General features: G+C 43.0%; 26 protein-coding genes and 3 pseudogenes. 21 read left to right on the top strand and 8 right to left on the bottom strand.

Annotated elements, in window-relative coordinates; all coding sequences use genetic code 11:
• Positions 1-2 precede the first annotated feature (2 nt).
• From ACPXXB_RS02580 to ACPXXB_RS02545, 8 genes are all read left to right on the top strand, one after another.
• On the top strand, positions 3-446 hold the full coding sequence (locus tag ACPXXB_RS02580) for a hypothetical protein (protein WP_423908959.1): 444 nt from the start codon (positions 3-5) through the stop codon (positions 444-446).
• Positions 447-622: 176 nt separating this feature from the next.
• The gene (locus ACPXXB_RS02575) at positions 623-1801 is read left to right on the top strand and encodes an ATP-binding protein (RefSeq protein WP_423908956.1); all 1179 of its coding nucleotides are present in this window, start codon (positions 623-625) and stop codon (positions 1799-1801) included.
• 70 nt (positions 1802-1871) lie between these two features.
• Positions 1872-2573 (top strand): glycosyltransferase family 2 protein, encoded by a 702-nt coding sequence (locus ACPXXB_RS02570; RefSeq protein ID WP_423908953.1) that lies wholly within the window; start codon positions 1872-1874, stop codon positions 2571-2573.
• On the top strand, positions 2570-3670 hold the full coding sequence (locus ACPXXB_RS02565) for a glycosyltransferase (protein ID WP_423908950.1): 1101 nt from the start codon (positions 2570-2572) through the stop codon (positions 3668-3670). The genes ACPXXB_RS02570 and ACPXXB_RS02565 overlap by 4 nt, the downstream gene beginning before the upstream one ends.
• A gap of 17 nt (positions 3671-3687) precedes the next feature.
• Positions 3688-3867 (top strand): hypothetical protein, encoded by a 180-nt coding sequence (locus ACPXXB_RS02560; protein WP_423908948.1) that lies wholly within the window; start codon positions 3688-3690, stop codon positions 3865-3867.
• Between the two features lie 10 nt (positions 3868-3877).
• Positions 3878-4957 (top strand): glycosyltransferase family 4 protein, encoded by a 1080-nt coding sequence (locus ACPXXB_RS02555; RefSeq protein WP_423908946.1) that lies wholly within the window; start codon positions 3878-3880, stop codon positions 4955-4957.
• Positions 4958-5155: 198 nt separating this feature from the next.
• Positions 5156-5452: a hypothetical protein gene (locus ACPXXB_RS02550; protein WP_423908943.1), complete on the top strand. Its 297-nt coding sequence runs from the start codon at positions 5156-5158 to the stop codon at positions 5450-5452.
• A gap of 18 nt (positions 5453-5470) precedes the next feature.
• On the top strand, positions 5471-5716 hold the full coding sequence (locus ACPXXB_RS02545) for a DUF4760 domain-containing protein (RefSeq protein ID WP_423910895.1): 246 nt from the start codon (positions 5471-5473) through the stop codon (positions 5714-5716).
• A 292-nt stretch (positions 5717-6008) separates the two neighbouring features.
• Here the strand turns inward: ACPXXB_RS02545 and ACPXXB_RS02540 are convergent.
• A pseudogene (locus ACPXXB_RS02540) lies at positions 6009-6883 on the bottom strand (glycosyltransferase family A protein).
• Between the two features lie 45 nt (positions 6884-6928).
• Positions 6929-7303, bottom strand: a complete 375-nt coding sequence (locus tag ACPXXB_RS02535; RefSeq protein WP_423908940.1) for a transposase — start codon at positions 7301-7303, stop codon at positions 6929-6931.
• A gap of 88 nt (positions 7304-7391) precedes the next feature.
• Here ACPXXB_RS02535 and ACPXXB_RS02530 point away from each other — a divergent pair, with 88 nt between their 5' ends.
• Together ACPXXB_RS02530 and ACPXXB_RS02525 are read left to right on the top strand one after the other, a co-directional pair.
• The gene (locus ACPXXB_RS02530; RefSeq protein WP_423908937.1) at positions 7392-7724 is read left to right on the top strand and encodes a hypothetical protein; all 333 of its coding nucleotides are present in this window, start codon (positions 7392-7394) and stop codon (positions 7722-7724) included.
• Between the two features lie 86 nt (positions 7725-7810).
• On the top strand, positions 7811-8548 hold the full coding sequence (locus ACPXXB_RS02525) for a hypothetical protein (protein WP_423908934.1): 738 nt from the start codon (positions 7811-7813) through the stop codon (positions 8546-8548).
• A 30-nt stretch (positions 8549-8578) separates the two neighbouring features.
• Here ACPXXB_RS02525 and ACPXXB_RS02520 read toward each other — a convergent pair.
• A pseudogene (locus tag ACPXXB_RS02520) lies at positions 8579-9543 on the bottom strand (IS30 family transposase).
• Positions 9544-9690: 147 nt separating this feature from the next.
• Here ACPXXB_RS02520 and ACPXXB_RS02515 point away from each other — a divergent pair.
• The 6 genes and pseudogenes from ACPXXB_RS02515 to ACPXXB_RS02490 all read left to right on the top strand — a co-directional run bounded on the left by ACPXXB_RS02515 (position 9691) and on the right by ACPXXB_RS02490 (position 15351).
• Positions 9691-10005 carry a glycosyltransferase gene (locus tag ACPXXB_RS02515; RefSeq protein ID WP_423908931.1) on the top strand — a complete coding sequence of 105 codons (315 nt, stop codon included), beginning with the start codon at positions 9691-9693 and terminating at the stop codon, positions 10003-10005.
• Between the two features lie 173 nt (positions 10006-10178).
• A complete protein-coding gene (locus ACPXXB_RS02510) occupies positions 10179-11012 on the top strand; it encodes a hypothetical protein (RefSeq protein ID WP_423908929.1) in 834 nt (277 codons plus the stop codon).
• Between the two features lie 110 nt (positions 11013-11122).
• The gene (locus ACPXXB_RS02505; RefSeq protein ID WP_423908926.1) at positions 11123-11884 is read left to right on the top strand and encodes a glycosyltransferase family 25 protein; all 762 of its coding nucleotides are present in this window, start codon (positions 11123-11125) and stop codon (positions 11882-11884) included.
• 148 nt (positions 11885-12032) lie between these two features.
• On the top strand, positions 12033-13103 hold the full coding sequence (locus tag ACPXXB_RS02500; protein ID WP_423908924.1) for a glycosyltransferase: 1071 nt from the start codon (positions 12033-12035) through the stop codon (positions 13101-13103).
• A 153-nt stretch (positions 13104-13256) separates the two neighbouring features.
• Positions 13257-13441, top strand: a pseudogene (locus tag ACPXXB_RS02495) (type II toxin-antitoxin system VapB family antitoxin); the annotation flags it as partial.
• Between the two features lie 848 nt (positions 13442-14289).
• The gene (locus tag ACPXXB_RS02490; protein WP_423908921.1) at positions 14290-15351 is read left to right on the top strand and encodes a glycosyltransferase family 4 protein; all 1062 of its coding nucleotides are present in this window, start codon (positions 14290-14292) and stop codon (positions 15349-15351) included.
• Positions 15352-15536: 185 nt separating this feature from the next.
• Here ACPXXB_RS02490 and ACPXXB_RS02485 read toward each other — a convergent pair whose 3' ends face one another.
• Positions 15537-15890, bottom strand: a complete 354-nt coding sequence (locus ACPXXB_RS02485; RefSeq protein WP_423908918.1) for a hypothetical protein — start codon at positions 15888-15890, stop codon at positions 15537-15539.
• A gap of 469 nt (positions 15891-16359) precedes the next feature.
• Here ACPXXB_RS02485 and ACPXXB_RS02480 point away from each other — a divergent pair, with 469 nt between their 5' ends.
• From ACPXXB_RS02480 to ACPXXB_RS02460, 5 genes are read left to right on the top strand one after another with little or no spacing between them, the layout of a single operon-like run.
• A complete protein-coding gene (locus ACPXXB_RS02480) occupies positions 16360-17211 on the top strand; it encodes a CBASS oligonucleotide cyclase (protein ID WP_423908915.1) in 852 nt (283 codons plus the stop codon).
• 4 nt (positions 17212-17215) lie between these two features.
• Positions 17216-17719, top strand: coding sequence for a hypothetical protein (locus ACPXXB_RS02475; RefSeq protein ID WP_423908912.1), 504 nt, complete (start codon positions 17216-17218; stop codon positions 17717-17719).
• A gap of 4 nt (positions 17720-17723) precedes the next feature.
• Positions 17724-18653: an AAA family ATPase gene (locus ACPXXB_RS02470; RefSeq protein WP_423908910.1), complete on the top strand. Its 930-nt coding sequence runs from the start codon at positions 17724-17726 to the stop codon at positions 18651-18653.
• Positions 18654-18702: 49 nt separating this feature from the next.
• Entirely contained in the window at positions 18703-19176 is a 474-nt protein-coding gene (locus ACPXXB_RS02465; RefSeq protein ID WP_423908907.1) for a hypothetical protein, read from the top strand.
• Positions 19173-19826, top strand: a complete 654-nt coding sequence (locus ACPXXB_RS02460) for a Fic family protein (protein ID WP_423908905.1) — start codon at positions 19173-19175, stop codon at positions 19824-19826. Before ACPXXB_RS02465 ends, ACPXXB_RS02460 begins: the two co-directional genes overlap by 4 nt.
• 509 nt (positions 19827-20335) lie before the next feature.
• On the opposite strand, the gene ACPXXB_RS02455 is transcribed toward ACPXXB_RS02460, so the two are convergent.
• From ACPXXB_RS02455 to ACPXXB_RS02440, 4 genes are all read right to left on the bottom strand, one after another.
• A complete protein-coding gene (locus ACPXXB_RS02455) occupies positions 20336-21031 on the bottom strand; it encodes a DarT1-associated NADAR antitoxin family protein (RefSeq protein ID WP_423908902.1) in 696 nt (231 codons plus the stop codon).
• 122 nt (positions 21032-21153) lie between these two features.
• The gene (locus tag ACPXXB_RS02450; protein ID WP_423908899.1) at positions 21154-21546 is read right to left on the bottom strand and encodes a DarT ssDNA thymidine ADP-ribosyltransferase family protein; all 393 of its coding nucleotides are present in this window, start codon (positions 21544-21546) and stop codon (positions 21154-21156) included.
• Positions 21547-21558: 12 nt separating this feature from the next.
• Positions 21559-21699, bottom strand: a complete 141-nt coding sequence (locus ACPXXB_RS02445) for a hypothetical protein (protein WP_423908896.1) — start codon at positions 21697-21699, stop codon at positions 21559-21561.
• Positions 21700-22078: 379 nt separating this feature from the next.
• Positions 22079-22267 (bottom strand): hypothetical protein, encoded by a 189-nt coding sequence (locus ACPXXB_RS02440; RefSeq protein WP_423908894.1) that lies wholly within the window; start codon positions 22265-22267, stop codon positions 22079-22081.
• Positions 22268-22597: the final 330 nt, after the last annotated feature.

Raw genomic sequence — 22597 nt, 5'->3', positions numbered from 1 at the left:
TCGTGTGCATAATCATTGACGCAAATTGCCTCGGTGCGGTTTTTAACTCATCTGACGGCGCCTTTGCGGAGGACGGTGAACCGATACATAAATGGCTTCGCAAAGGCGGGAAATTGGTGTACTACACGGAGGGTAAGTTTAAAGATGAAATACGTGGACAAGCGCGGTTGCAATTGCAAAAATACCGCCGAAGAGGATTGGCAAAACTGCCTCCCGAGACCGCCTTTAACAATGCGCTTCACGAAGTCGAGGCAAAAAAACACCTCTTGCAGTCTGACGACACACATGTTCTCGCGCTCGCGAAAGCGACCGGCGTAAGAGTGTTGTTCACAAGAGATAAAAACTTGATGAACGATTTCAAAAACAAAGCCATAATAGACCCACCGGGAAGAATTTACTCTAGCAAAAGGAACGCAAACCTTCTGCACCGCAACACTTGCCCCTAACTCTCCGCTCCGCCACTTCCGGCACACGATCAGCCAACCCGCGCTTTAACTTTCGCACTCTTCGTTAAAAAGTTTAAAATTTACCCGGTCGCTTTTTGGTTGAAGTAGCGTAGATTTTGTTATTTCTGTGTAATTTAGGACTTGAATTCCCGATTTACACAGAATAAACTCACCAAATGATTCCACGCATACTGACCGCTGAGTTATTGTTGCAACTCAAAGAATATCCGGTTGTAACCGTTCTTGGGCCAAGGCAAGCCGGCAAAACAACCTTGGTTCGAGAAGCGCTGAACCACTATCAATACGTCAGCATGGAAACGCCCGACGTGCTTAGCTTGGCAACGGAAGACCCGAAAGCATTCCTTGGCAGCTATCAATACAAAGTCATTTTAGATGAAATCCAGCGAGCGCCGCATTTACTCAGTTACTTACAGGGAATGGTTGATGAAAACGGAGAAAATGGTCAATTTGTTCTCATCGGCTCTCATCAACTCGAACTACGCACGGCCATCACTCAGTCCCTGGCCGGGCGTACCGGTATTCTCAACTTACTGCCATTTTCTATTGAAGAACTGGAATCCGCAGGCTTACGACTCAACACGTTTGAAGAATACATTTTCACCGGGTTTCTTCCCCGTATCCACGCTCAAAACCAGCGACCGCATATGGCATATTCAAATTACTATCAAACCTATGTCGAGCGGGATATTCGCCAAATTATTAACCTCAAGAATGCCAGTTTGTTTGATAAATTCATCAGGCTATTGGCAGGGCGAATTGGCCAACTGATTAACTTTCAATCCCTGGCAAGCGATGTCGGCGTTACCGCAAAAACGATTAAAGAATGGCTCTCTATACTAGAGGCTTCATTTATTGTCTTTAAGCTTCGCCCTTACTTCGAAAATTTTGGTAAAAGGGTAACAAAATCCCCGAAGTACTACTTCACTGACACCGGACTCCTTGCCTACCTGTTGAACATCGAAAAAGCGGCGCAAGTTACCCGCGATCCATTAGTAGGATATCTTTTCGAAAACCTGGTCGTACTCGAAGCATTAAAGGCACGGTACAACTGTGGCCTGATTCCAAACCTGTATTTTTACCGTGACAACCATGGATCCGGGATTGATCTGTTGTATAAATCTGGTCGGAATATTACCGGTATGGAAATAAAATCTGCATCAACATTCGATAATAGTTTCAAAAAAACCTTGCTTCGTTTTTCAGAACAACAACATCATCTGGCACAAAGCTACGTCGTTTATAACGGTGACAGCAACTCGTTTAGCGATGGTGTTAATACGATCAATTTTCGTAACACGCATGCAATATTTAAGCCACCTCCTATCCACCATTAACCCGAGCGGCAAAGATGATGGGCGCATACATTTAAAAGTCATAGAATTTCACTAAATGGAACCCGTGGTTATGCATAAATTATCGGTTGTTATTATCACTAAAAATGAACAAGAGTTTATTGTCGAAGCAATAAAGTCTGCAACTTTTGCGGATGAGATATTAGTGTTAGACAGTGGCTCTATAGATAAAACCTGTGAAATCGCCGAGTCATTAACCGCCAAAGTTTTGCATCAGGACTGGTTGGGTTTTGCCCGGCAAAAAAACCTGGCGATTGAATTGGCTAATAATAATTGGGTATTCGTTTTAGATGCCGATGAACGCATCACGCCAAAATTACAGGCAGAAATAACAAGCATTTTAGAAAGTCCAGAAGCGGATGGTTATCAAGTCGCAAGATTGAATAACTTTTTTGGTAAAACCATAAAAACCTGCGGCTTGTATCCTGATTACAGCGTTCGGCTTTTTGATAAAACTAAAGGTGCGTTTAACGATGTTGCAGTGCATGAAAGCGTGCAAGTGGATGGCAAAGTTTCCAAATTAAAACAACCTATGATTCATTTGGCGTATAAATCTGTTGATGAATTTATAACCAAACAAAATTACTATTCCACCCTTAACCCAAGAAAAAAAAATACGCTCAAGGCATTGCTTAATCCTGGCTGGACATTCTTTAAACTTTATGTTCTAAAACTCGGCTTTGTCGATGGTTGGCAGGGATTTGTGATCGCCAAGCTCTACGCGCAATATACTTTCTGGAAGTATATAAAATGAATAAGACAATTCGAGTATTACATACAGAATGGTCTGGTGGATGGGGCGGGCAGGAGATTCGTATTTTGAATGAAATGCTATCTGTGCGCGCTCTGGGCGTGGAGGTATTTTTAGCTTGCCGAAGCGATTCCATTCTTAAACAACACGTTGAACAACACCATATTCCAGTATTTGTTTTACCGTTTAAGGGTAATGCGGATCTGAAAACGCTATTTTCTCTTAAAAGAATAGTCAAACAAAACCAAATTGACATCGTCAATACCCATAGCGGCAAGGACACTTGGGTAGGCGGTTTCGCGGCTAAACTTGCAGGCGTAAAATTTATTAGAACGCGCCACTTGTCTAACCGCATCAAGACGACGCGTATAAATTTTATCAATGAATTGGCGGACTATATTGTTACAACGGGCAGCAGCGTTAGAGATGATATGATTAAATATAATCGCATCAGACCTGAAAAAATTCAATCAATACCCACCGGCATTGATGTTGAACTATTTAACCCTGACAACTACGATAAAACTAAATGCCGTGCATTGTTGAGTTTAGCCGAAGATGAAGTGGCAATTGGTATTGTTGCAGTATTAAGAAGATTTAAACGCCACGACTTGTTTCTACAAATGGCACAACGGTTAATTGCTAAATATCCTGAGCAAAAGCTGAAATTTTTTATAATCGGCGAAGGGCCGCAAAGAGATAATATTGAAAACATAATCGCCAATCTCAATTTATCAGACAATGTAAATTTATCGGGACATGTTGATGACGTGCCAGCGGTATTAATGGCGTTGGATATTTTTGTATTGAGTTCCGATTCATGTGTAGGCGTTCCACAGTCAGTCATTCAGGCTTTGTTCATGAACAAAAAAGTAGTCGCAACCGATAGCGGCAGCACCAAAGATTTATTGCACAATGATAATTTTCAACTGGTTGGTGCGGGTAGTGTTGATGAGTTGGTCGCCGGTGTTGCTCACCACCTGCAATCCAATGCCGAAAATAATAATCAAGAAACGCCGCGGGAAACGATGATAAAAAATTTCTCACTTACGGATATGGCTTTACGGTTGCTTGATATATACAGAAAAATAGTTGAGTGACACTTGTGAAGTCATATATGCCATTTGAACGCATTATCGGTATGCCACAAAAAGGGTATTGTCGTCATAAACTCAATAAAGCAACCTCAATAGAAGAAAAGAAATTTTGGCAAGATGCCGCCAGCGACCAATCTATTTTTGGTACAAGATTAGTTGTTTCAGCCATCAACGGCAAAAATTCCCGGGAAACGAATTGAGGTACTGGAGATGAAATCAACAACGTCTCTGCATGTTGTGCGTCGATATGGTCTGGTCGGCGGAATGGAGAACTATGTATGGGAATTAACCCACGCACTGCATGAGTTGGGGCAAACCGTTTACGTGGTTTGCGAACAATGTTTGTCTTCGCTCAAGTGCGATATTAACGTTATTGAAATGGGGGCGATTAAGCCTCGCCCAAGATGGTTATCGATGTTACGATTTTCACGACGTGTTGCCTATGCGGTTGCCCGGATTGTTGAATCATCGAACTTAGACGCAATGGTGATCCATAGCCACGAGCGCACCGCGGTGCACGATGTTACTACCTTCCATGGCCCGTTAATTCTGGATCGCAGAAAGTCATGGGCAGACAAAATTTCCCCAAGAATTACTGCTTGGGAATATCTTGAGAAAAGGGAACTCGCCGCAAAAAATGTGCGATGTGTTATTCCTAATTCCATCGCCATAAGCAATCAACTAAAACAAGCGTATCCGCAGATAGCGCACCTTGTTAGCGAACCCATGCACCCCGGCGTGGACCCGGGATTGTCCAACATTCAATCCAACTCAACGGGCAAAACCGTCGGTTTTATGGGACGCGAATGGAAAAGGAAAGGGCTGGATTTTGCTTGTGAAATTGTTGCCGAACTACGAAAAATTGATCCTGAAATCCAGTTTGTCATTGCCGGCTGTGCCGAAAGCGAAATCAAACATTTGTTCAAGCATGGATCGGGAGGGGTTGAAATTTTAGGTTGGATTGCGCCGCTGGATTTTTTTGCAAGAATAGACTTGCTCATCCATCCGGCGCGCAACGAACCTTTTGGCATGGTCATTGCCGAAGCCAATGCCGCCGGGATTCCTGTGGTAATTTCAAATCATTGCGGTATTTCATCCATGATTAGCGAAGCGCAAGGCAAGGTACTCCCTTTAGACGAGCGAAACGAGTGGGTCGCTACCTGTTACAATTATCTAAACCGACCGCCGGCCAAAAGGCCAAAAATCACCCCGCTATCACTTTCCTGGATAGCGTTGGCAGAAAGCCATATCGAGCTTTACACGCAAATACTGAAAGACAAGGCTATCTAAAGACAAGAATAATGTTACCTTATAGTCAGTTAGGTTGGGGTTCACTCTTCACCCCAACTTACGATTTTACGGATTTCCATGCGGGGATTGGGGTTGTTGAATTCAGTTGAAATAGTCCCATCTAGTTGATACACTAGTCTTATTAATCACATCCATCAGGAGGAATTACAATGACACGATATCACGAGGTACCTTAATTTGGCCTCTGAAGTTGCCGAGGCAGTTTTTTTGTTTAATTTAGAAAACCTGGAAATAATATTGGCGGTCCTAGCGGCCGCCATTGCTATTTTGGGGTGGTTCTTTACTTCATGGAAACAACGGGTGCTGCAACGCAAGCAATTAGCAGTAAACATATTGTCGAAAAATAGGTTTCAGGAAAAATGGGTGAATAGCTTAGCGAGTGTTTTTAAAATTATTAGAAATGATAAAGATTTTAAATGGGTAGAAGTTGCACAAAATTGTTTCGACCCAAGGCATGAAATTACCGACAACTAACAGAAAGTATATGAAGACATTAAATGCGTACTAAATAATTTGGAATTTATTTCCATAGCGGTGCTTAACCGGGCTATAGACGAAAATATTATTCGCTGGTCATATGATCATTATTACGCAATCCTGTCTGATGTATTAGAAGACCATATTAAAACAACGAGAAAGCTGTTAAACGACGACGAAGTTTACATAAATTTCACAACACTAGCTGAAAAGTGGCGAAAAAAGCCGACCGTCGCGAAGCCCGGTTCGGGGTGGCGGTAAGGTCGTCCTTTCGTTCCATGATTGAGTCATGCCCCTTGAACAAAACCTGTTCGGCCAAGTTGACTGTGAAAAATAGCTACAGCCCTTTGTTCTTGCCCGCAGATAGTTCATTGGATTCTCCTGGTTTTTATTGGCGGACGGCGAAATTTACTGGTTGGGTTGTTGGGGTAGTAAGGAATGAACCCCAACACTCCACTAATGTTGTCTCTCACGCCAGTAGGGCGTTATATAAGGATGGCAGTTTAGAGCGCGTTGCTGACCGCAATAAACAAAACGAAATTCCCAACCATTATTACCTAGCACTAAACAAGGTACGGAACCACCAACGGTGTTTCCAACCTTTGTTTGCTGGCCGTTGAAGTGATGAGACACGAAAACGCTGCGTCACAACATCCCATTTAAAATTTAGAAATAAACGACTGTGACCTGCCTCCGCACCCCAGTAAAGCAACTCGCTTCGTTTACGAATATCAATCGGTGTATTGCGGGTAGAGTCTCGTTTTAGTGAGTGAAGTGATAAGAATTACTGTGGTCAATTATTCGACGGTGACAAAAGAAACGTTTGGGTAAATAATGTTGCCAACAACCATGATACTTTTTAAATTTCACAAAACGAAAGTCTTCTGAGCCATAACCACCACTAAATTCTTCGTCATAGCCATACATACGCATAAAACGACCACGAGACATAAAAAAGGTATTTGCATGGCCTTTTTGAATAACACCTGTTTGTTTATCTTTTTTAAAAATTTTGTAGAAATGACGACCAGGATTTCGTCGATAAACCATTTCACGTAACGTATGTTCAGGAAATTCAAAATCAAGATCAGTTATTAAAATCTTATCCGATTTTGCATATGTCACGCCTAAATTACGTGCGCCGCCTTGGTTCCACATAATGTCATCAGTAATACGCAGCCACGTAATATTCAAATCATAATCAGGAATATCGAATTGCAATGGCGAGCAATCATCGACAATGACAAACTCAATCACATCCAACAAATCGGAATCATACATCGCATACATTTCCAATAAATCCGAAATCGTTTTGGTTTTCTTTTGATTCAGATAATAGTGTGTAATGTAACTCAGGCGAATGTGCTGTTTATCGAAAGCCGCACGGCTTTTTTCATCCGGTACTATGTAAGGTTGTCGATCGGTCATGTTTTGAATACTCCGAATATAATGACGCGTTTTCTAAAACCTATTTTAATGAAACAGCCGCTCGCCAAACCCCTCCCCTTCCAGAATATGCCGAAACTTGCATATCGTGGTTTCATCCGGTGCCGTTTCCCGACCCAAGTCAATCCGTGCGAATTGCCGCAAACCAGGCAGATCATAAAGCACGTCCTCCATCCCCGGACCGGATAAGTCAAGCCAATGCCGCATAAAGTGAATGCGCAACATGCGCTCCATGCCTACCGGACCACGACCGCTTCCTTCCAGCTTCGGATAGCGCGGCTCTATCGCCTTGCTCAACCCATCCCAAGGAATAATCCGCTCCATCCACAACAGAAACTTTTCTTTCTTGGTTTGCTTCGCATGCTTTGCGAAACCGCCTTCGCACAGGGTGGTTTGACGCATCGCTCTCGTTACCTGCAATCAGTTGTTTTGTGAACTTGATTTTTTCACGTTTCCCAATTTTAATCAAAGTTTTCTTAAATCTGTAACTTTGGAGATTAAAACGAAAAATATCCACTTTCTTTTATTTACATTCGCTCTTTTTATGGCTTTCCTCGTCTCGCCGATGGCGTACGCAAGTGATTGGAAAGAATACGGCATTCTTTGCGAAGCCGCAACCATAGAAGGCAAAATTGAGGCTCTTGTTTTTACTACGCAAAATGATGAGCACGACATGGACCACGATGCTGAAGACTCGTCGGCGTTTGTCAAAGCAGTCAACCAATTGATACAGCACGGCTGGCAACCCTTGGGTGGACTGGAGTTTGAATTGGTAGAAATTGGCTTGGCTATTGTAGAATGCCAAACGATGGTCAAAAAATAAAAACGAGTGTAGGCTTCCGTCAACTGCCGACACTACCCGCCTTTCGGGGCTGGTTTTTCCTGCCAAAAGATGTATAATTACGTGCCATGAGCGAGGAAAAACAGTACTGGATGAAAAAACCAATGTGTCGTTTGGTGCTACTTGTGCTGGCTGGAGTTGGTGGATTTTTTCTTGTATGGGTTGCACGCAAGCATTTACTCTGTTACTTTTCCTATGCGTTAGGTCAGCAGACCGCTAACCATCTAATCACCGTGTTGGTTGGCTTATTGGTGTTTATCACACTTTGGTTGTTTCGCACACAGGATACGCGCGAGCAAATCACCAAAACAGAAACCCAAATCCAGCAAGCCAAATTATTTAATGGGCTGGAAAACTTGACAAGCACGGAACCATTAAAAATAGACCTTGGTGTTGCACAATTAATGAAATTAGCCAAATTAAATCCAGAGCATAAATCGGAAATTAGTCTTGCCTTTATCCGCCGATTGAAATTATGCCCGTTAACACCCAAGCAGAAAATATCGGGTCCGCCGTTAGATTATGCACAACACATACTCCGATGGTTAATTGATGAGGTGAGCGATCTTGACAGTCGTGACTGTCATGGGTTTGATTTGACATGGCAAAAATTCATGTCCACACCGAAGCCCGGGGACGAACACAGGTTTACTTCAATATGCCGTAAGTTCGAGAATTTCGTGGTTACTTGGAATTTGAACAATATAGGTCTGACTCAAGACGACTACGATGAGGCTATACGGGGAAAAATCTCATTGCCTAGTCTACAAACTGTAAAGTTTATGTCATTTATTCAGGCAAGATGAGTAATAGCAATATTGAAAGATACCGTGGATTCAACTCGTAAGTGCAACAGTTAACAAAGTCTTGGTATTAAAAAAGACCTCATGGAGAGTGCGAAAGCCCAAGGTCTTTCTTGGGCGGTGGCTAAATTTATCCATGGCATGCTTGATTTCGACGTTGCGCACGGCCGTCAGCTCCCGCTGTTTCGGGAAGTATTGGCGAATCAGGCCATTGGTGTTCTCGTTCAGTCCGCGCTGCCACGAGGCATAAGGATGAGCGAAGCATATCCGCGCCTCAAGGTCTCTGGCCATGCTGGCATGGCAACTGAATTCGCGCCCGTTGTCATATGTGATGGCATGAACCTGGTTGATATGCGGCGCCAGCCCCACCGTGACTGCGTTGCGCACGGCCTCGGCGGTCTTGCGCAGGACTGCGCGGATAATGGTGTGGCGGGACTTGCGCTCGACCAGCGTCGCCAAGGCGCCGAGATGGCCTTTGCCGATCATTGTGTCGCCCTCCCAATCGCCGATGCGGCGCCGGGCATTGACCACGGCCGGGCACTCATCGATCGATGTTCGGTCGGGAATGATGCCGCGTCGGTCAGCCGAGCCAGTGCCGCGCCTTGCGGCAACGCAAATATCGGTGCAGACCGCCGCCTGAACGCTTGTCCGCATAGACCTGTTGATAAATCCACTCATGGCTGACGCCAACGCCTTGCTCCATCTCAAGCCGAGCGACGGTCTGCTCCGGGCGCCACATCTTTGCGCAGCAACGCTTCGACTTGCCGCCAGACCATGCTGCTGATACTCGGCTGCGCCTTGTCGCAACGCCGCGACAGCGCCAGCTGGTGAGACTGCCGGGGCCGGTAGCCCTTCAAGCCCTGATTGCGCCGGAGTCCGCGGCTGATCGTCCCTTTATCGCGGCCCACTATCGCCGCAACCTCGGCTTGGCTATAACCGGTTTGCTTGAAGGCATAAATCCGGTATCGTTCCTCTTGGGTAAGCTGTGTGTATCTCATCGGCGCTCCTCCTGCTTCGTTGGTTCGAGAAAGCCATGATGTTACCGCAGATTGCCTGATTTTGTCTCATATGTGGTGAACCCGGACAACCCATACACGGATTGGACGAAATGACATAGAATAGGCAATGTTAATTACATCATCAACATGGCATCCGATTCGCATGTTGATAGAAGTATTAGCGAGTCGGTGCCGTTTTGCCAAAACAATCTCAACATTGTCTTAAATATGCTGGAATTTGCTTGTGAAATTGTTGCCGAACTACGAAAAATTAATCCTGAAATCCAGTTTGTCATTGTCGGCTGTGCCGAAAGCGAAATTAAACATTTGTTCAAGCGGTGGTCGGGAGGTGTTGAAATTTTAGGCTGGATAGCGCCGCTGGATTTTGTTGCAAGAATAGACCTACTCATCCATCCGGCTCGCAACGAGCCTTCTAGCATCGTTATTGCCGAAGTCTGTTAATCGGGAATCCAGTTTTTGTTCCCGCCCTAGCGTGGGAACTAGAAAAATCACTATCACCTATTAAGGACCGCTATCACTTTCCTGGGCAGCGTTGGCAGGAGTCATATCGAGATTTACTTGAGAATACTGAAAGCTAAGGCCATCTAAAAACAAGAAAAACGTTACATAGCGAAATGAAAAATAAATTACCAAAATTAGATGTTGTGCTTATTGCAACCATCCGCGCAGATACGCTACGGATGACGCTTTCCTCATTCACCAAGAACTTCTTGCATCAGTTTGATGTGCGGATTATTATCACTGTTGACCCTGTGGGCGAAACCGAAAAGAACAGTCAAATGGATATAGTGGAAATATGCCGAGAGTATTTTGACAAGGTGACCCACCGAACCCCGAAAACCGCATCGTTTTCCGATGCAGTCAAGTGGGCTTGGCAGCAAGTGGAAACCGAGTTGTTTTTCCATTTGGAAGATGATTGGATTTTGAAAAGAAAAGTATCCGCACAGGAAAATATCGATCTTTTTCAAGATGAAAATGTGGTGAATGTAATTTTCAACAAATACCCCCAGGAAGGTAATTTTCTACATGTGAACAAGGTTGAGTTTTATAACAAAAAGTATATCTATTTCCCAAGTATTTCTTTGAATCCAAGTCTGTTTAGAACCCGATACAGCAAGGAGCTTGCAAATAAACTGGACACTGCCAGAGACCCCGAGTTTCAATTTGGCGGTGATAACGCCACCGAACTTTACCCAAACCCAAAGTTTCTATGGCGTGTTTCTAAAACCAGTTTAATCATTGACACGGGAAATAGTTGGCGCAGAGCGGTTTTTATTCACAAGTCAGCTGGTGATGATATAACCACCAAATGGATTTCAGTGAACTCACGGATAAGGATTAGAGATCGTATTAGAAAAATCAAAAGAACTGCTCTATACTGCTTGCGTAAATGGTATTGGCAAGTTCGTTATTGCCGCCCACTTGACCCACCCAAGAAAAGAACATGATCTTGCCAATTATTCAATCACTTGGATTGGCGATGACTTAACCATTTTGTGTTGGCGGCAATCTTGATTCCCATCATAATCAATATCATTTCACTATTTTAGGATTGACCATGTTGCCTCCTATTTATGTAATATCTCTTGCGCGGGCAAAAGAGCATCGCGCCGATATAAGTAGCCGATTGGATTCCGCTGGCGTGGCATACCAAATCATCGAAGCGGTGGATGGGGAGACATTGGATTTACTCACACTCAAAGATCGGTTGGTGCAGGATATTTACTGGTTCAAAAAAGAAAAGAAAATGACTGTTGGGGAAACCGGTTGTTATCTCAGCCATTACAATTTATGGGAAAGGATGGTCGCCGAGCAAACCCCGTTTGCTTTGGTGTTGGAAGATGATGCCGTATGGGAGGATGATTTTTTTGAGGTGGTGGAGCAGTTGGTGCAATCCAAGTATTATTGGAATGTAGTGCATTGTGCCTGCCCCAAAATAGGCAGAATCTACTCCACTTTGTCGAAGGTGGGCAATAATCGAAAATTTGTCCGTTTCAAACACCCAATGGGAATCACCGCCGCTTATCTGATTGATTTGGACGGAGCAAAAAAACTACAACAGCATTGCTATAAAATCCGCGACTCAATTGACATGCAGTGGTTGTTGTATTGGCAATGCAATCTGTATTTTTATTTTGTGCAACCACCCCCCGCGCAAGGTGCTATCGATGAAACCACCATTGGCTCGCGCCCGATTGCAAAAAACAAGCATCAACTAAAATCTGAAATGGGCGTGTTGAAATATCTCATCAAGGCAAACCGTGAACGATATGCTCGCCGATTTTATCATTGGACACACCCGCCCAAGAAACGAAAATAACCTTTCCCGTTGAAATAAACCATCGGCACATTGTATTGGCGGGCAATGTTAGTGCGAAATGAAGATTTGCCCATATTCAATGAGAAATCTGCAAAAGAACACCGAAAATACCACCCACCAAAGTATTCCAACTAACCAATCTCTACCCATGAAATTTAAACTTATTATTACCAATTTAACAGGCGGAGGCGCTGAAAAAGTAATTTTGACTTTGGCAGTAGAACTCATGAAACAAGAACATGATGTTGAAATCGTCTTATTACAAAACTTGATTCAACATGAAGTGCCAAACGGGATTAAGATCACTGTTTTGATGCAAAAACCATCCAGAAGTTGGATAGGTAAAAGATATGTGGCAAATCGACTAAAAAAGCATATAAAGTCTCAAGAGAAACCTGACTTAATTATTAGCGCTTTACCATTTGCTAATGAGATTAGTTATTTGGCAAACCTTCCAAATCATTGGTGTCGAATAGATAATACACTAGGAATAGAAATTGATAAACTAGCCGTCAAGAACCCAAAAAAAGCGAAAAGGCGTTTAAATAGGTATAGGCGCATTTATAACAACAGGCCGCTGATAGCAATCTCTAACGGCATGATTGATGATTTAAAAAATATAGGCATAACAGGTAAAATTGTCAAAATTGCCAACCCTCTCGATTTTGCCGATATTAAATGTAAATCTGATGAGTATTCGGTTGATGAGACAGATTACATTATTCATGTGGGTCGTTTTAATACTCAAAAACGACACGATATTTTGATAAATGCCTATAAGGTTTCTTGCATTAAACAAAAATTAGTATTACTTGGCGATCACACAACACCTCAGGGTCAAAAAATACGCAAATTAGTTTACGGTTTAGGAATAGAAGATAAGGTTATTTTTATGGGTTTTAAGCCAAATCCATATCCTTATATAAAAAATGCCAAAGCCTTGATGCTCAGTTCAGATCATGAAGGTCTTGGAATGGTTTTAATTGAAGCCTTGATTTTAGGTGTGCCAGTTGTCAGCACGGATTGCCCATCTGGACCAAGCGAGATTTTAGTTAATGAGTTAAGCGAATTTTTATCACCTGTTGGTGATGTGGAAGCATTGTCGATTAACATTCGCAAAATGCTAAAAGCTCCGGTTAAAATTACTGATGATTACATATCAAAATTTGATGCTGGAAAAATTGCCAAGCAATATCTGGCATTATGCAAGAATGATTAAAAAAATAACCTTCATTCGCGCTAATAAAATCAAATATGGCGGCGGCGGGGCTGAAGTTTATTGAGTGAAATTTGATAAAAATTGATTAAATAATCACCAATAATGGCATCAAATGATGCATAATAAAGATGTCCATAGAGAGGAAAAATGCGAATGCGAACCACAATAAACATAAACGACGAGCAACTGGCAACCGCCCAAGAGCTGACCGGGATTGAGCAAAAGCCGGCATTGGTGCGTGAAGCGCTTAAAGCGCTGATTGAACGAGAAAGCGCTCATCGACTGGCACGCGCTTAGGGGGTGCGTTTCCTAAGTTCAAAGCGGCGCCACGTCGCCGTTTTGAATCTATTGTTGCAGATGAGGAATCCTCAGAAAAGCCGTTCCTCTTGGTAAATCTGAAAAAGGAATTCAAAGCCATGAAAAATGAGTCAGAAGTCGTCAAAACTCAACGCACTCTAAAGAGGAAGCGTTGAAACAAATTAGATTTGGCACGGAGCAAAAGAAAGTTGGTTCTTAAGAGGACCGGGTCGGTTACAAATGATTTTGATTGACACCTCCATTTGGGTCAACCACTTTCGCAAACCTGATGAAAATTTGTTAAGCCTGCTGGACCACCAAAAAGCACTAATACACCCGATGGTAACCGGCGAGCTATTGTTGGGTGACTTGGACCGCCAAACGTTTCATTATATGAGCAAATTGACGCAAGCAATAGTTGCTACCCATAATGAGGGCTTTTTTAATACCAAGACTTCGTTAACTGTTGCACTTACGAGTTGAATCCACGTTCCCTAAAGACTACATACATTTTGAGAAAACCATGCAAATTAAGTTGGAAAACCTTGCCTTGGCAACAAAGCGACCTAACAGTTTTTAAAAAATCATACTATCCAACAAATAGAAATCAAGGAGTCGTATAAAGATTTAGGCTTATTCTCGCTGAGATAATAGACCATCCTGAAAATTTGCTAAATTTAAGCAGCAAGGGAAATCAAGTGATACCGTCCCTTGATTCGCTCTAGTTTCAGATTCATCCATCATCGTTTCCTGTTTTTGATGGGAAATTTCTCAATGGGAGAAAATTCATGGCAGTCGCAAAACCGATGAAACTCAAATTCGACATCGTGGTGCCGAGCGTGGCAATCCGCGAGGGCGTGTTGAAAAGCATCGGGATGATTATGCAAAGATGATTAAAAAAATAACTTTTGTTCGCGCTAATAAAATCAAGTATGGCGGAGGCGGGGCTGAAGTTTATTTATCGAGATTATCGGAAGCGCTGACTAAGCAGCGCATCAGTCATTCAATTACGCATTCGATTTTCCCTGAATTTCTGCCTTCATGGATACGGGTTTTATTATTTAATCTGCAAACCTGCTTAACCAAGGGCGGAAAGTTTTATTTTTCACTGGAAAGAATTACTTGCCCGGATATTTATCGTGCCGGTGATGGTGTTCATAAAGTCTATATGCGTATTGAGAATAAAAGTATTTTCAATTTATTGCATGCCGTGTATTTATTTATAGAAAAACGCTGTTTCAGGAATGCTAAACACATCATAGCTAATTCGCAAATGATAAAAGATGAAATTATTGCCACTTACGACATTAATCCAAAGAAAATAAGCGTTGTTTATAGTGGTATGAATTTCAAAAAGATGGATTACCAGGGTTCTTTTGACAGATTGTCCCGAGAATTTTCAATCCCTCAGAATAAAAAAATACTGCTTTATGTTGGCAGCGGTTTTAAGCGAAAAGGCGTTGAAGAGTTTTTGCATATTGTTGCTCTACTAAAAAACCGAGACCTCAAAGCCTTTGTCGTCGGTAGGGAAAGAAACAGTCAATTTTATTATCAGTTGGCAAAAAAATTAAAAATTGACGATCAGGTTGTTTTTACCGGCATACGAGATGATGTGGATGATTTCTACGCTATCAGCGATATTTTTTTATTGCCCACGCATTATGACCCGTTTTCCAATGTCGTTTTAGAGGCGATGAGTTTCGAAAATGCAGTTTTTACGACAAGACAAAATGGCGCCAGTGAGATACTCAAGCAACCGTTTATAATGGAGAATCCTAAAGATTTTTCAATCGTGGAAAAGATCGATAATTTGCTGAATAATGCTGAACACTTGCAAAATATCAAACGACAGAACAAATTGAAATCAGCAGAGTTTTCTATTGATGCTAACCTTGAGAAAACATTGGCTATTATAAATGGAGCGAATGAAGGCGCGGATTTCACAAATTGATGGGGTTTCCTTGTCATTCTGGAGCGAACAACCCGGAAAACACCACCGTTGACAACGGAAAATTCGCACTAACACCATGCAAAATCAAAGCATACAATTCGGTGCCGGGCAGTGATGCGGTTGTATTTCTACATCTTCGGCTGCTTTCGATTTACACCGAATCGGCAGGGAGGGGTAGAACAGTTCTATTCCCTCAGCCAAATGTAATGATTGACTCTGTTTTGTATTAAGTTGAATTTCCTCTTGTCATCTTTAATTACACGCTTCAAAAGCCAACCCGCATCTTTTGCCGCTTTGGCATACGCATCATCTTCAGTTGCACTAGTTTTTCTGTGTTTGTCATACAATGGCTGTAATGGTGTGCCACGCCAATCAGCATTTTCAGCACCCACAAGGGTGCGGACGGCAAATTCTTCGTCTGGTTTGTTTTTACACCAGCAATAAACCGACCTTTGCAGAAAATCTTTGGCACGCTGTTTCTCTTCTAGGCTCAGAACGTTAACATCCCTTATTGTGCCGCCATTATTTTTGATAGTCATGCTTACACATATTCAGTATATTGAAAATATTTGAAATATGCACCTAAATGCACCCGCACCTAACGGTGCAGTAGTGAAGGGGAATTATACCATACAAAAAATATGGGGCAAAATTCCTTTTTCATTTATCTGCTTGTTTCTTTCAATGAGGACGGCGATACCGAGTTTTTCACCCTATCATTATCCTGTAATTTCTGCCGATTTAGGCATATTATCCCCATAAATAGTGTGTAGCGATCGAGCAATGGAATGTTTGATTGGAGTCCATTTGCTCGTTTCGGGAGCACTGAGCATTGAATTTGCTAGAATCGTCCCCAAATATTATTTGCGGGATCATCATATATAAAGTGCTCATGAAAAACGATTACATAACCCATCGGGATATAGCCAATTTTGCCGACCAATATGTTAACCTCAAAAGGGATTACGCGAAAAATACAGGGACCAAGCCAATGGATTGCGTGACAGATTGGATAAAAAACTGAACGAGGATTCCAATTTTAAGTTGCGCAGAATGTTACTGTCCGGGAGTTTGGCAAAGCGTACAGCACTGAAAAATCTTAACGACATTGATGTCGCATTGTACATTTTACAACCCAACCCGCCGGATGATATGCCTAAATTCCTGGATGACTTGGTGAATATGCTTAAGACTCTGTATTCAAATATGGAGCCTTCGCAAATACAAAAACAGGAACATTCAATCCGCATATCGTATCGAGGCACCGGGCTTGATGTCGATTTGGTGCCGATTGCGTATGATGACAATGGAGAATGGAACGGCTACTTGTATTCTTCTCGTTCAGGCGAATGGGTTAAGACCAATATCAAAAAGCATCTTGAGTTCATTGGAAAACGTAAAAAAAAGCATGATGCGCATTATGTGCAGGTGATTCGCCTGCTGAAATACTGGATTAAAGAAACGAAGAAAAATGACGAAAGTTTTAGGTTCAAGTCGTTTTTGGTCGAGTTAATCGTGGCGCATTTGGCAGACAACGGTAAAATTTGTCTGGACGACTATGTTGAAGCATTGGCGGATTTTTTCAATTTCATTGTCCGGGGCAAATTGGATGAAATAATCGTATTTCCGGATTATTATCCGCGAAGTTCGGTTTCTCGTTGCTCCGACCAGATACGAGTATTTGATCCAGTTAACCCGGGGAATAATGTCGCGAGCAATTATACGTTCCACAATAAAAAATCTATAGCGGATGCGGCGGCGGACGCTGCTGACGCCGTGGATTCCGCTTTGCGCGCACCTACGAAAGGCGAAGCCGTTCGCTATTGGCGCAAGGTTTTTGGTTCTTCATTTGGGGGTTAGAGAAATGTCCACGGTAACTGCGACACAAACAAACACTTATGTTTATGCACGTCATATTGCCGCCAAGGTGTCTGCGGACTTAAAGCGATTGCAACGTCTTTATGGCATTGATAGCCCATCCGATAAGGAGATTGATGATTATGAAGAGGAAATGCAAAAGTTATTGTGTGCCGGATATTTGGGCGTCGTCACTTATGGCTACAAGCGAAACAATAAATGGGTTGTGGCATTGAAATATGAAGCAATTGATGGCGAAGTTATTGGCGGTGACCCTGGTGGTATAAGCCCAGAAGGGGATATAAGGGATTCTTATTTCACCTCGTTTTTGAGTTATTCGAGCAAGTGGTTCTATCTTCCTCCAGTCGCTAAAGAACAATTTAAAAAAGATCTTCCGTTCCAACGCGTAAACGGTGAGGAACCACTGCCTGAGAGAGGTCACTGGGTTAAAGGCAGAAGTTATGCGGCGGGTGCATTAGGTGTACGACGTTCCATGATAAAAGTATTTTAGAGCAATGAAAGAAGAATCAATAGACGATGTTTTTAGTCGACGAACAGTGTTGCCCGACGGCGATGCGGACGAGCGTCTTGCGCGTTTGGTTGGCATCGACGAATATATTGAAAGGTTATCCAAGATTTTGGAAATGCTGTTATTCCCTGCGCGCACTGAGGCATGGCGCAAGCGTCATCATCCCGAGGCATCAACTATCTTTAACTACGCCAAGAATAAATACCCACTGGTCATCATTGCCGGTGATGTCGGCACGGGGAAAACGGAGTTGTCGGAGACAATCGGGAGCCGAGTTGCCAGAAACGGCAATTTGGAGATAACCTTGTTCCCGATGAGTTTATCCACCCGTGGCTCGGGGTTGGTTGGTGAAATGACCAAATTAATTTCTTTCGCCTTTGGTTATGTTGAACAGGAATGCAAGAAAATCGCCAAATCAAAGGATGGCAGTTACCGGACGGGCATTATTTTGTTAATAGACGAGGCCGATGCCTTGGCGCAATCGCGTGATAGCGGGCAGATGCACCACGAAGACCGGGCAGGAGTGAATGCGTTGATACGCGGTATGGATTTGTTGAATCGGCAACGGTTGCCCGTCGTGGTGATAATGTGCACCAATAGACTGGAAGCGATTGACCCAGCGGTTGCCCGTCGTGCCGCGGAAACTTTTATGTTTGAACGACCCAATGCGAAAAAACGCACCGCCATATTGAAACCGGCGTTGGAAGAACTTGGTTTTGATGCATGCCAAATCGATCAGGTTGTTGCGGTTACCGGCGAAACCGAGGGGCGAAACTATGGCTATACTTTTTCAGATATTACGCATCGATTGTTCCACGCCATTACGATGTCAGCGTACCCCGATAAGCCGATTGATTTTGATGATGTTTTGAGGGCAGCCAATCAAATAAAACCGACACCGCCGTTTAAGAATTAACCTAATGCCTTCGATAATTGAATTCTTCGATTACCCATTTTTTACACTGGTGGGCGGTGTGAATGTTGTGGTTTCTTTGGCCGTATTGGTGTGTATCGCGTATTTAGCAGTAACCGGAATTATCCCAGTCTGGTGGCGTTTGGGAATCGCACTTTCTCGAAATAAGATCGCCATCTTTGCGGATAGCGATCATTTTAGCGATTTGAAAAAAGTGCTGATTGATTCAAAATTATTCAAAGAAAAAAATATCGTGCACATCGGAACAACTAATATCCAAAGCGCAAAATCAGCAGACTTGCTTTTGGTTTATTGGCCGACTTTCAAAGACAAACTGGATAATGTGTTGATGGCTAAAAGTCATTCGGTGAGTCTTGTCGTGTATGCTCCCCAAGAAGAAGGACGCATAGATGAGGAAAGTATGAATAAATTAAACAAACATCATAATGTAATAATCACAAACTTCAGGGGCCGGTTGTTAAATGATGTGTTCGTGTCCATGATTACAACCAAGCGAGAAAAATGACGGAATCTGAAAACGAAGTAGTTGTAAATAAAATTAGTCAAACGAGTGAAAGGATTTACGAGCTACAGCGTCTTGGCCTGGATGTCGATGAATCCTTGAATTTCTTGGGATGCATGAAAGAGTATCTTGATTCATTACGCTTTATCAGGCAGTACGACCAAACGCAACCGGACACCGTTGACACTGCGCCCACAAACGAACCGGAACCGTATATCCTGAAAAAGGAACAAACGAATATCATTATACCAGAACTTAAAAAGTATCTGCACAGTAAGGGGGAGAACGTAGTGCATTTCGGTGTTGAACGCAACGGCGGCGTAGAAAAAGTTATAGGTAACATTTATCAGGGTTCGAGTGAAGGAGACTATTACCAAAGTGTGGAAAGCAAGGCGACGCACCTACTCTATTTCTTAGTGAAAGACCATCTTTTTGTTTATGGCAATAAAAGGATAGCGGCATTTCTGTTTATCTGGTTTTTGGATATGAATGGAATGTTGCGCCGTGAGGCAAAAAAAGCGCCGATCGTTTCTTATGGCATCATCTACAAACTGACGGTGTTTATTGCCAAGAGCAACCCCAAAGACAAAAATATAATTGTGGATTTGATTACGCATATCGTATCTTTCCATAAGGAATTACTGCTGGACTAGCCTTCGGTTGAATGAATGTGAGTGTGAGTGTGAGTTCGATGTTGAGACTTCTATTGTACTTGGTTTGCCATGCTTCGTTGAACTCGCCACGCGCACGAGAGAAAAACTTACGCGAGCGGATGGGAACAAAGACACCGGCGACAATGCGGCTTGAATCACCTTTATATAAGGGAAAATCATGCACCGTCTTTCAATACTTTGCGAAAATACGCGCACGCGGTTGAGTGTAAAATGCAGATTAAATGTGTCAAACAAGGGCCGGCTGCTTGATAAAAATATCAATTGTCATCGGTTGTATGCTTCGTGGTCAATGAGCGAGCGGTTGCCGCTTGTTTGGTGTTGTGGTTTTGCTGCCGCTTCGCAGTGCCCGATGTGCAGCATCAGTGTCCGCAGGCAACAAGATTCGTTAGGCACTTAAAACGCTGTCCAAAACGAAAGGAGTGGTTTCCAAGATAGGTGGAAGCCCTGCTATACAGAGATAATAGTTTGATTGGATTTGTGTTTACCATTCACATCGCCAATTCTTGCTGACGAAGTTCTGCAGAATGATCCTTCTTGAAAGAATCAGACGAAATCATGTCTATGAAATCATGCTGAGACCCTAATGCTTTATCCAATGAGTTTAGCTTCAACAAGGAGACCAATAATGCACAAGTATGGGCTTGGCAATTGATGGATCTTTGCGGGTTAAACTCGATATCAGTGAAGCCCTTATAGGAATACAGCCGCTTTAGAAATTCTTGATGCGAACTTAGGGCAGAAAGGTACAACCAATCATAGAAGGCTGTTTCTGGCGCTAAAGGCCACGTCCGCCCGAAGTAATCAAAACCTGTTAAGGTACCTGACTCCTGTATCCTTGGGTCTTGTTTGGCACGCTTGCTATCTTTCCTATAAATATCCGTGTAGGGGCCTCCTTTTTCAAATACCTTGCTCCCTTGGTACGCAGCTTCAAGGCTAATTTTTCCGATGTCTGTCTCAACTTTCAGACTAAACGCACTTAATCTTTGCCCTAACCGTTCATCAGACTTTGTTGATACTTCCAACAAGGGAGATAGACCTTCTTTGTCAGCGGATTCATGCAACGCCGCTACATTCTTTTTCTTTTGAATCGGAGCGAACCCGGGATTCCATTCAAAATCCACTAGGACTTCTTCAACAAGATGCCCTGGCTTGCCAATGGGGATAAATACTGGACGTTTAGCCATTCTTCCAACCTGATATTTTCTCGATTGAGATCGAGCGAGGGATAAGTATTTCGGATTTACGCGCTTTTTTCAGCCTTTCTTGTATAGCTGGATTTGTCCAATCCGTGCTGGTAAATAGTACCTCAAAGTCGATCTGCTTTTTTGCTTCCTCGGCATTGGAGGATAGCTACTCCAGTTTTGTTGGAAACATCAGAACTAAATCGCACATCATCTCCAAGCAGTATAGATGAATCAATTTTAAGCCAAACGGGTTCTGATATTCTATGCTCTTTTTTGGCCCAAAAAAGCATTGGGTGATCATCAACAAAGGCCAAATGAACATACTCATCCATCTCTTTTATTCTGTCTGCGTCATGGCTCCAATCATTACCACCTGAGGATAGTATCTCGATGCCACGCCTCTCAGCTTCCCGAAAAGAAAACAATCCTTTGTGCTCCTGAATCGAATCAAGGTTTGACCTGTCAGTGAAATGCCAGATCTCGAAGATGTTGTATTTCCGGATAATCGTATTCATATTTATGGATAACTATACACGATCTTTCTTCGGCGAATAGTCAAACACCGGATTCTTATCGTTGAGCGCGACAAATTGGCGGCCTTTGGCGCGGGCGATCAGGATTGCCCTGAATACTTCGGTCAGATTAAAGCCTATGTGGGTGGCGCACAACTCATTTCTTTTTGCGCATTGATTGGATGAATGCTTTTCGAGTGGTGTTTGCGGTTTTCAGGTTACTCATAATGACATTTGCGGACAATTCTTTTTGTTCGGGAACAACAATCGGACGGGAAATTTCCTCTTTGGTCAGAACAATGTGACTTCCTTTTGCCGGTTGCACTTGAATCCGTGATTTTCAAGAAATTGCACGAATTCTCTGTAACTGACGACGGGCAGCCTGTCGCCCATTATGCGTCATACATCATCATTGGAATTTCCGCAGGGATTTGGACTTCCCGGGCGCTGGAAAATGCACCCGCAGATTTGTTGCGTTGCTTGCGGGTAGATTGCTGCTTATACGAAGTAAACCCGCATTCTGTTAACACCTCATTCAGCGTGTTGCACTGGATACAGGGATGTTCTCGGTGGCTTGTTTGATTGTTTCGCCCTGACTGTATAAATCCAGTTCAGGACAGTAAGAGATGAGTATTTTGGGTTTTTCTTGTTTGATTTGCGCGGACAAGTTTGCTCTGATAAAGACAACGCCCTTCGTCTCTTTAATCGGTTGATTATCGGTCATGGTTATTTCGCATGGTTGTGTGCATGGATATAAAAGATTGAGTCGCCTAAAATCTTTGCCTAGTGCCAAATCAGGGTTTGGGAAGTGTAAAGCATATATGATCCTGGTTACAACATATTCAATCGGAGTGTACAGAGTCTGGAAATTACCTGAAAATGGTCGCACAAGACAAGATTTTCTACACCCCGGTCGCAAACGGATTTTTGCGTTGAGCGCAATGGATTGGCAGTAAAAATCGTTGCTGGAACGCCTGCTATGCAGTTAGTTTCATGGATTGAGCTGCGGCGCCTGTACATTAAAAGATATCGCTATAAAATAGATATTAAATTA

This window comes from Candidatus Spongiihabitans sp. (assembly GCF_965237845.1).
Classification (GTDB): Bacteria; Pseudomonadota; Gammaproteobacteria; order Arenicellales; family Poriferihabitantaceae; genus Spongiihabitans.
This window is presented reverse-complemented; position numbering and strand designations above follow the sequence as displayed.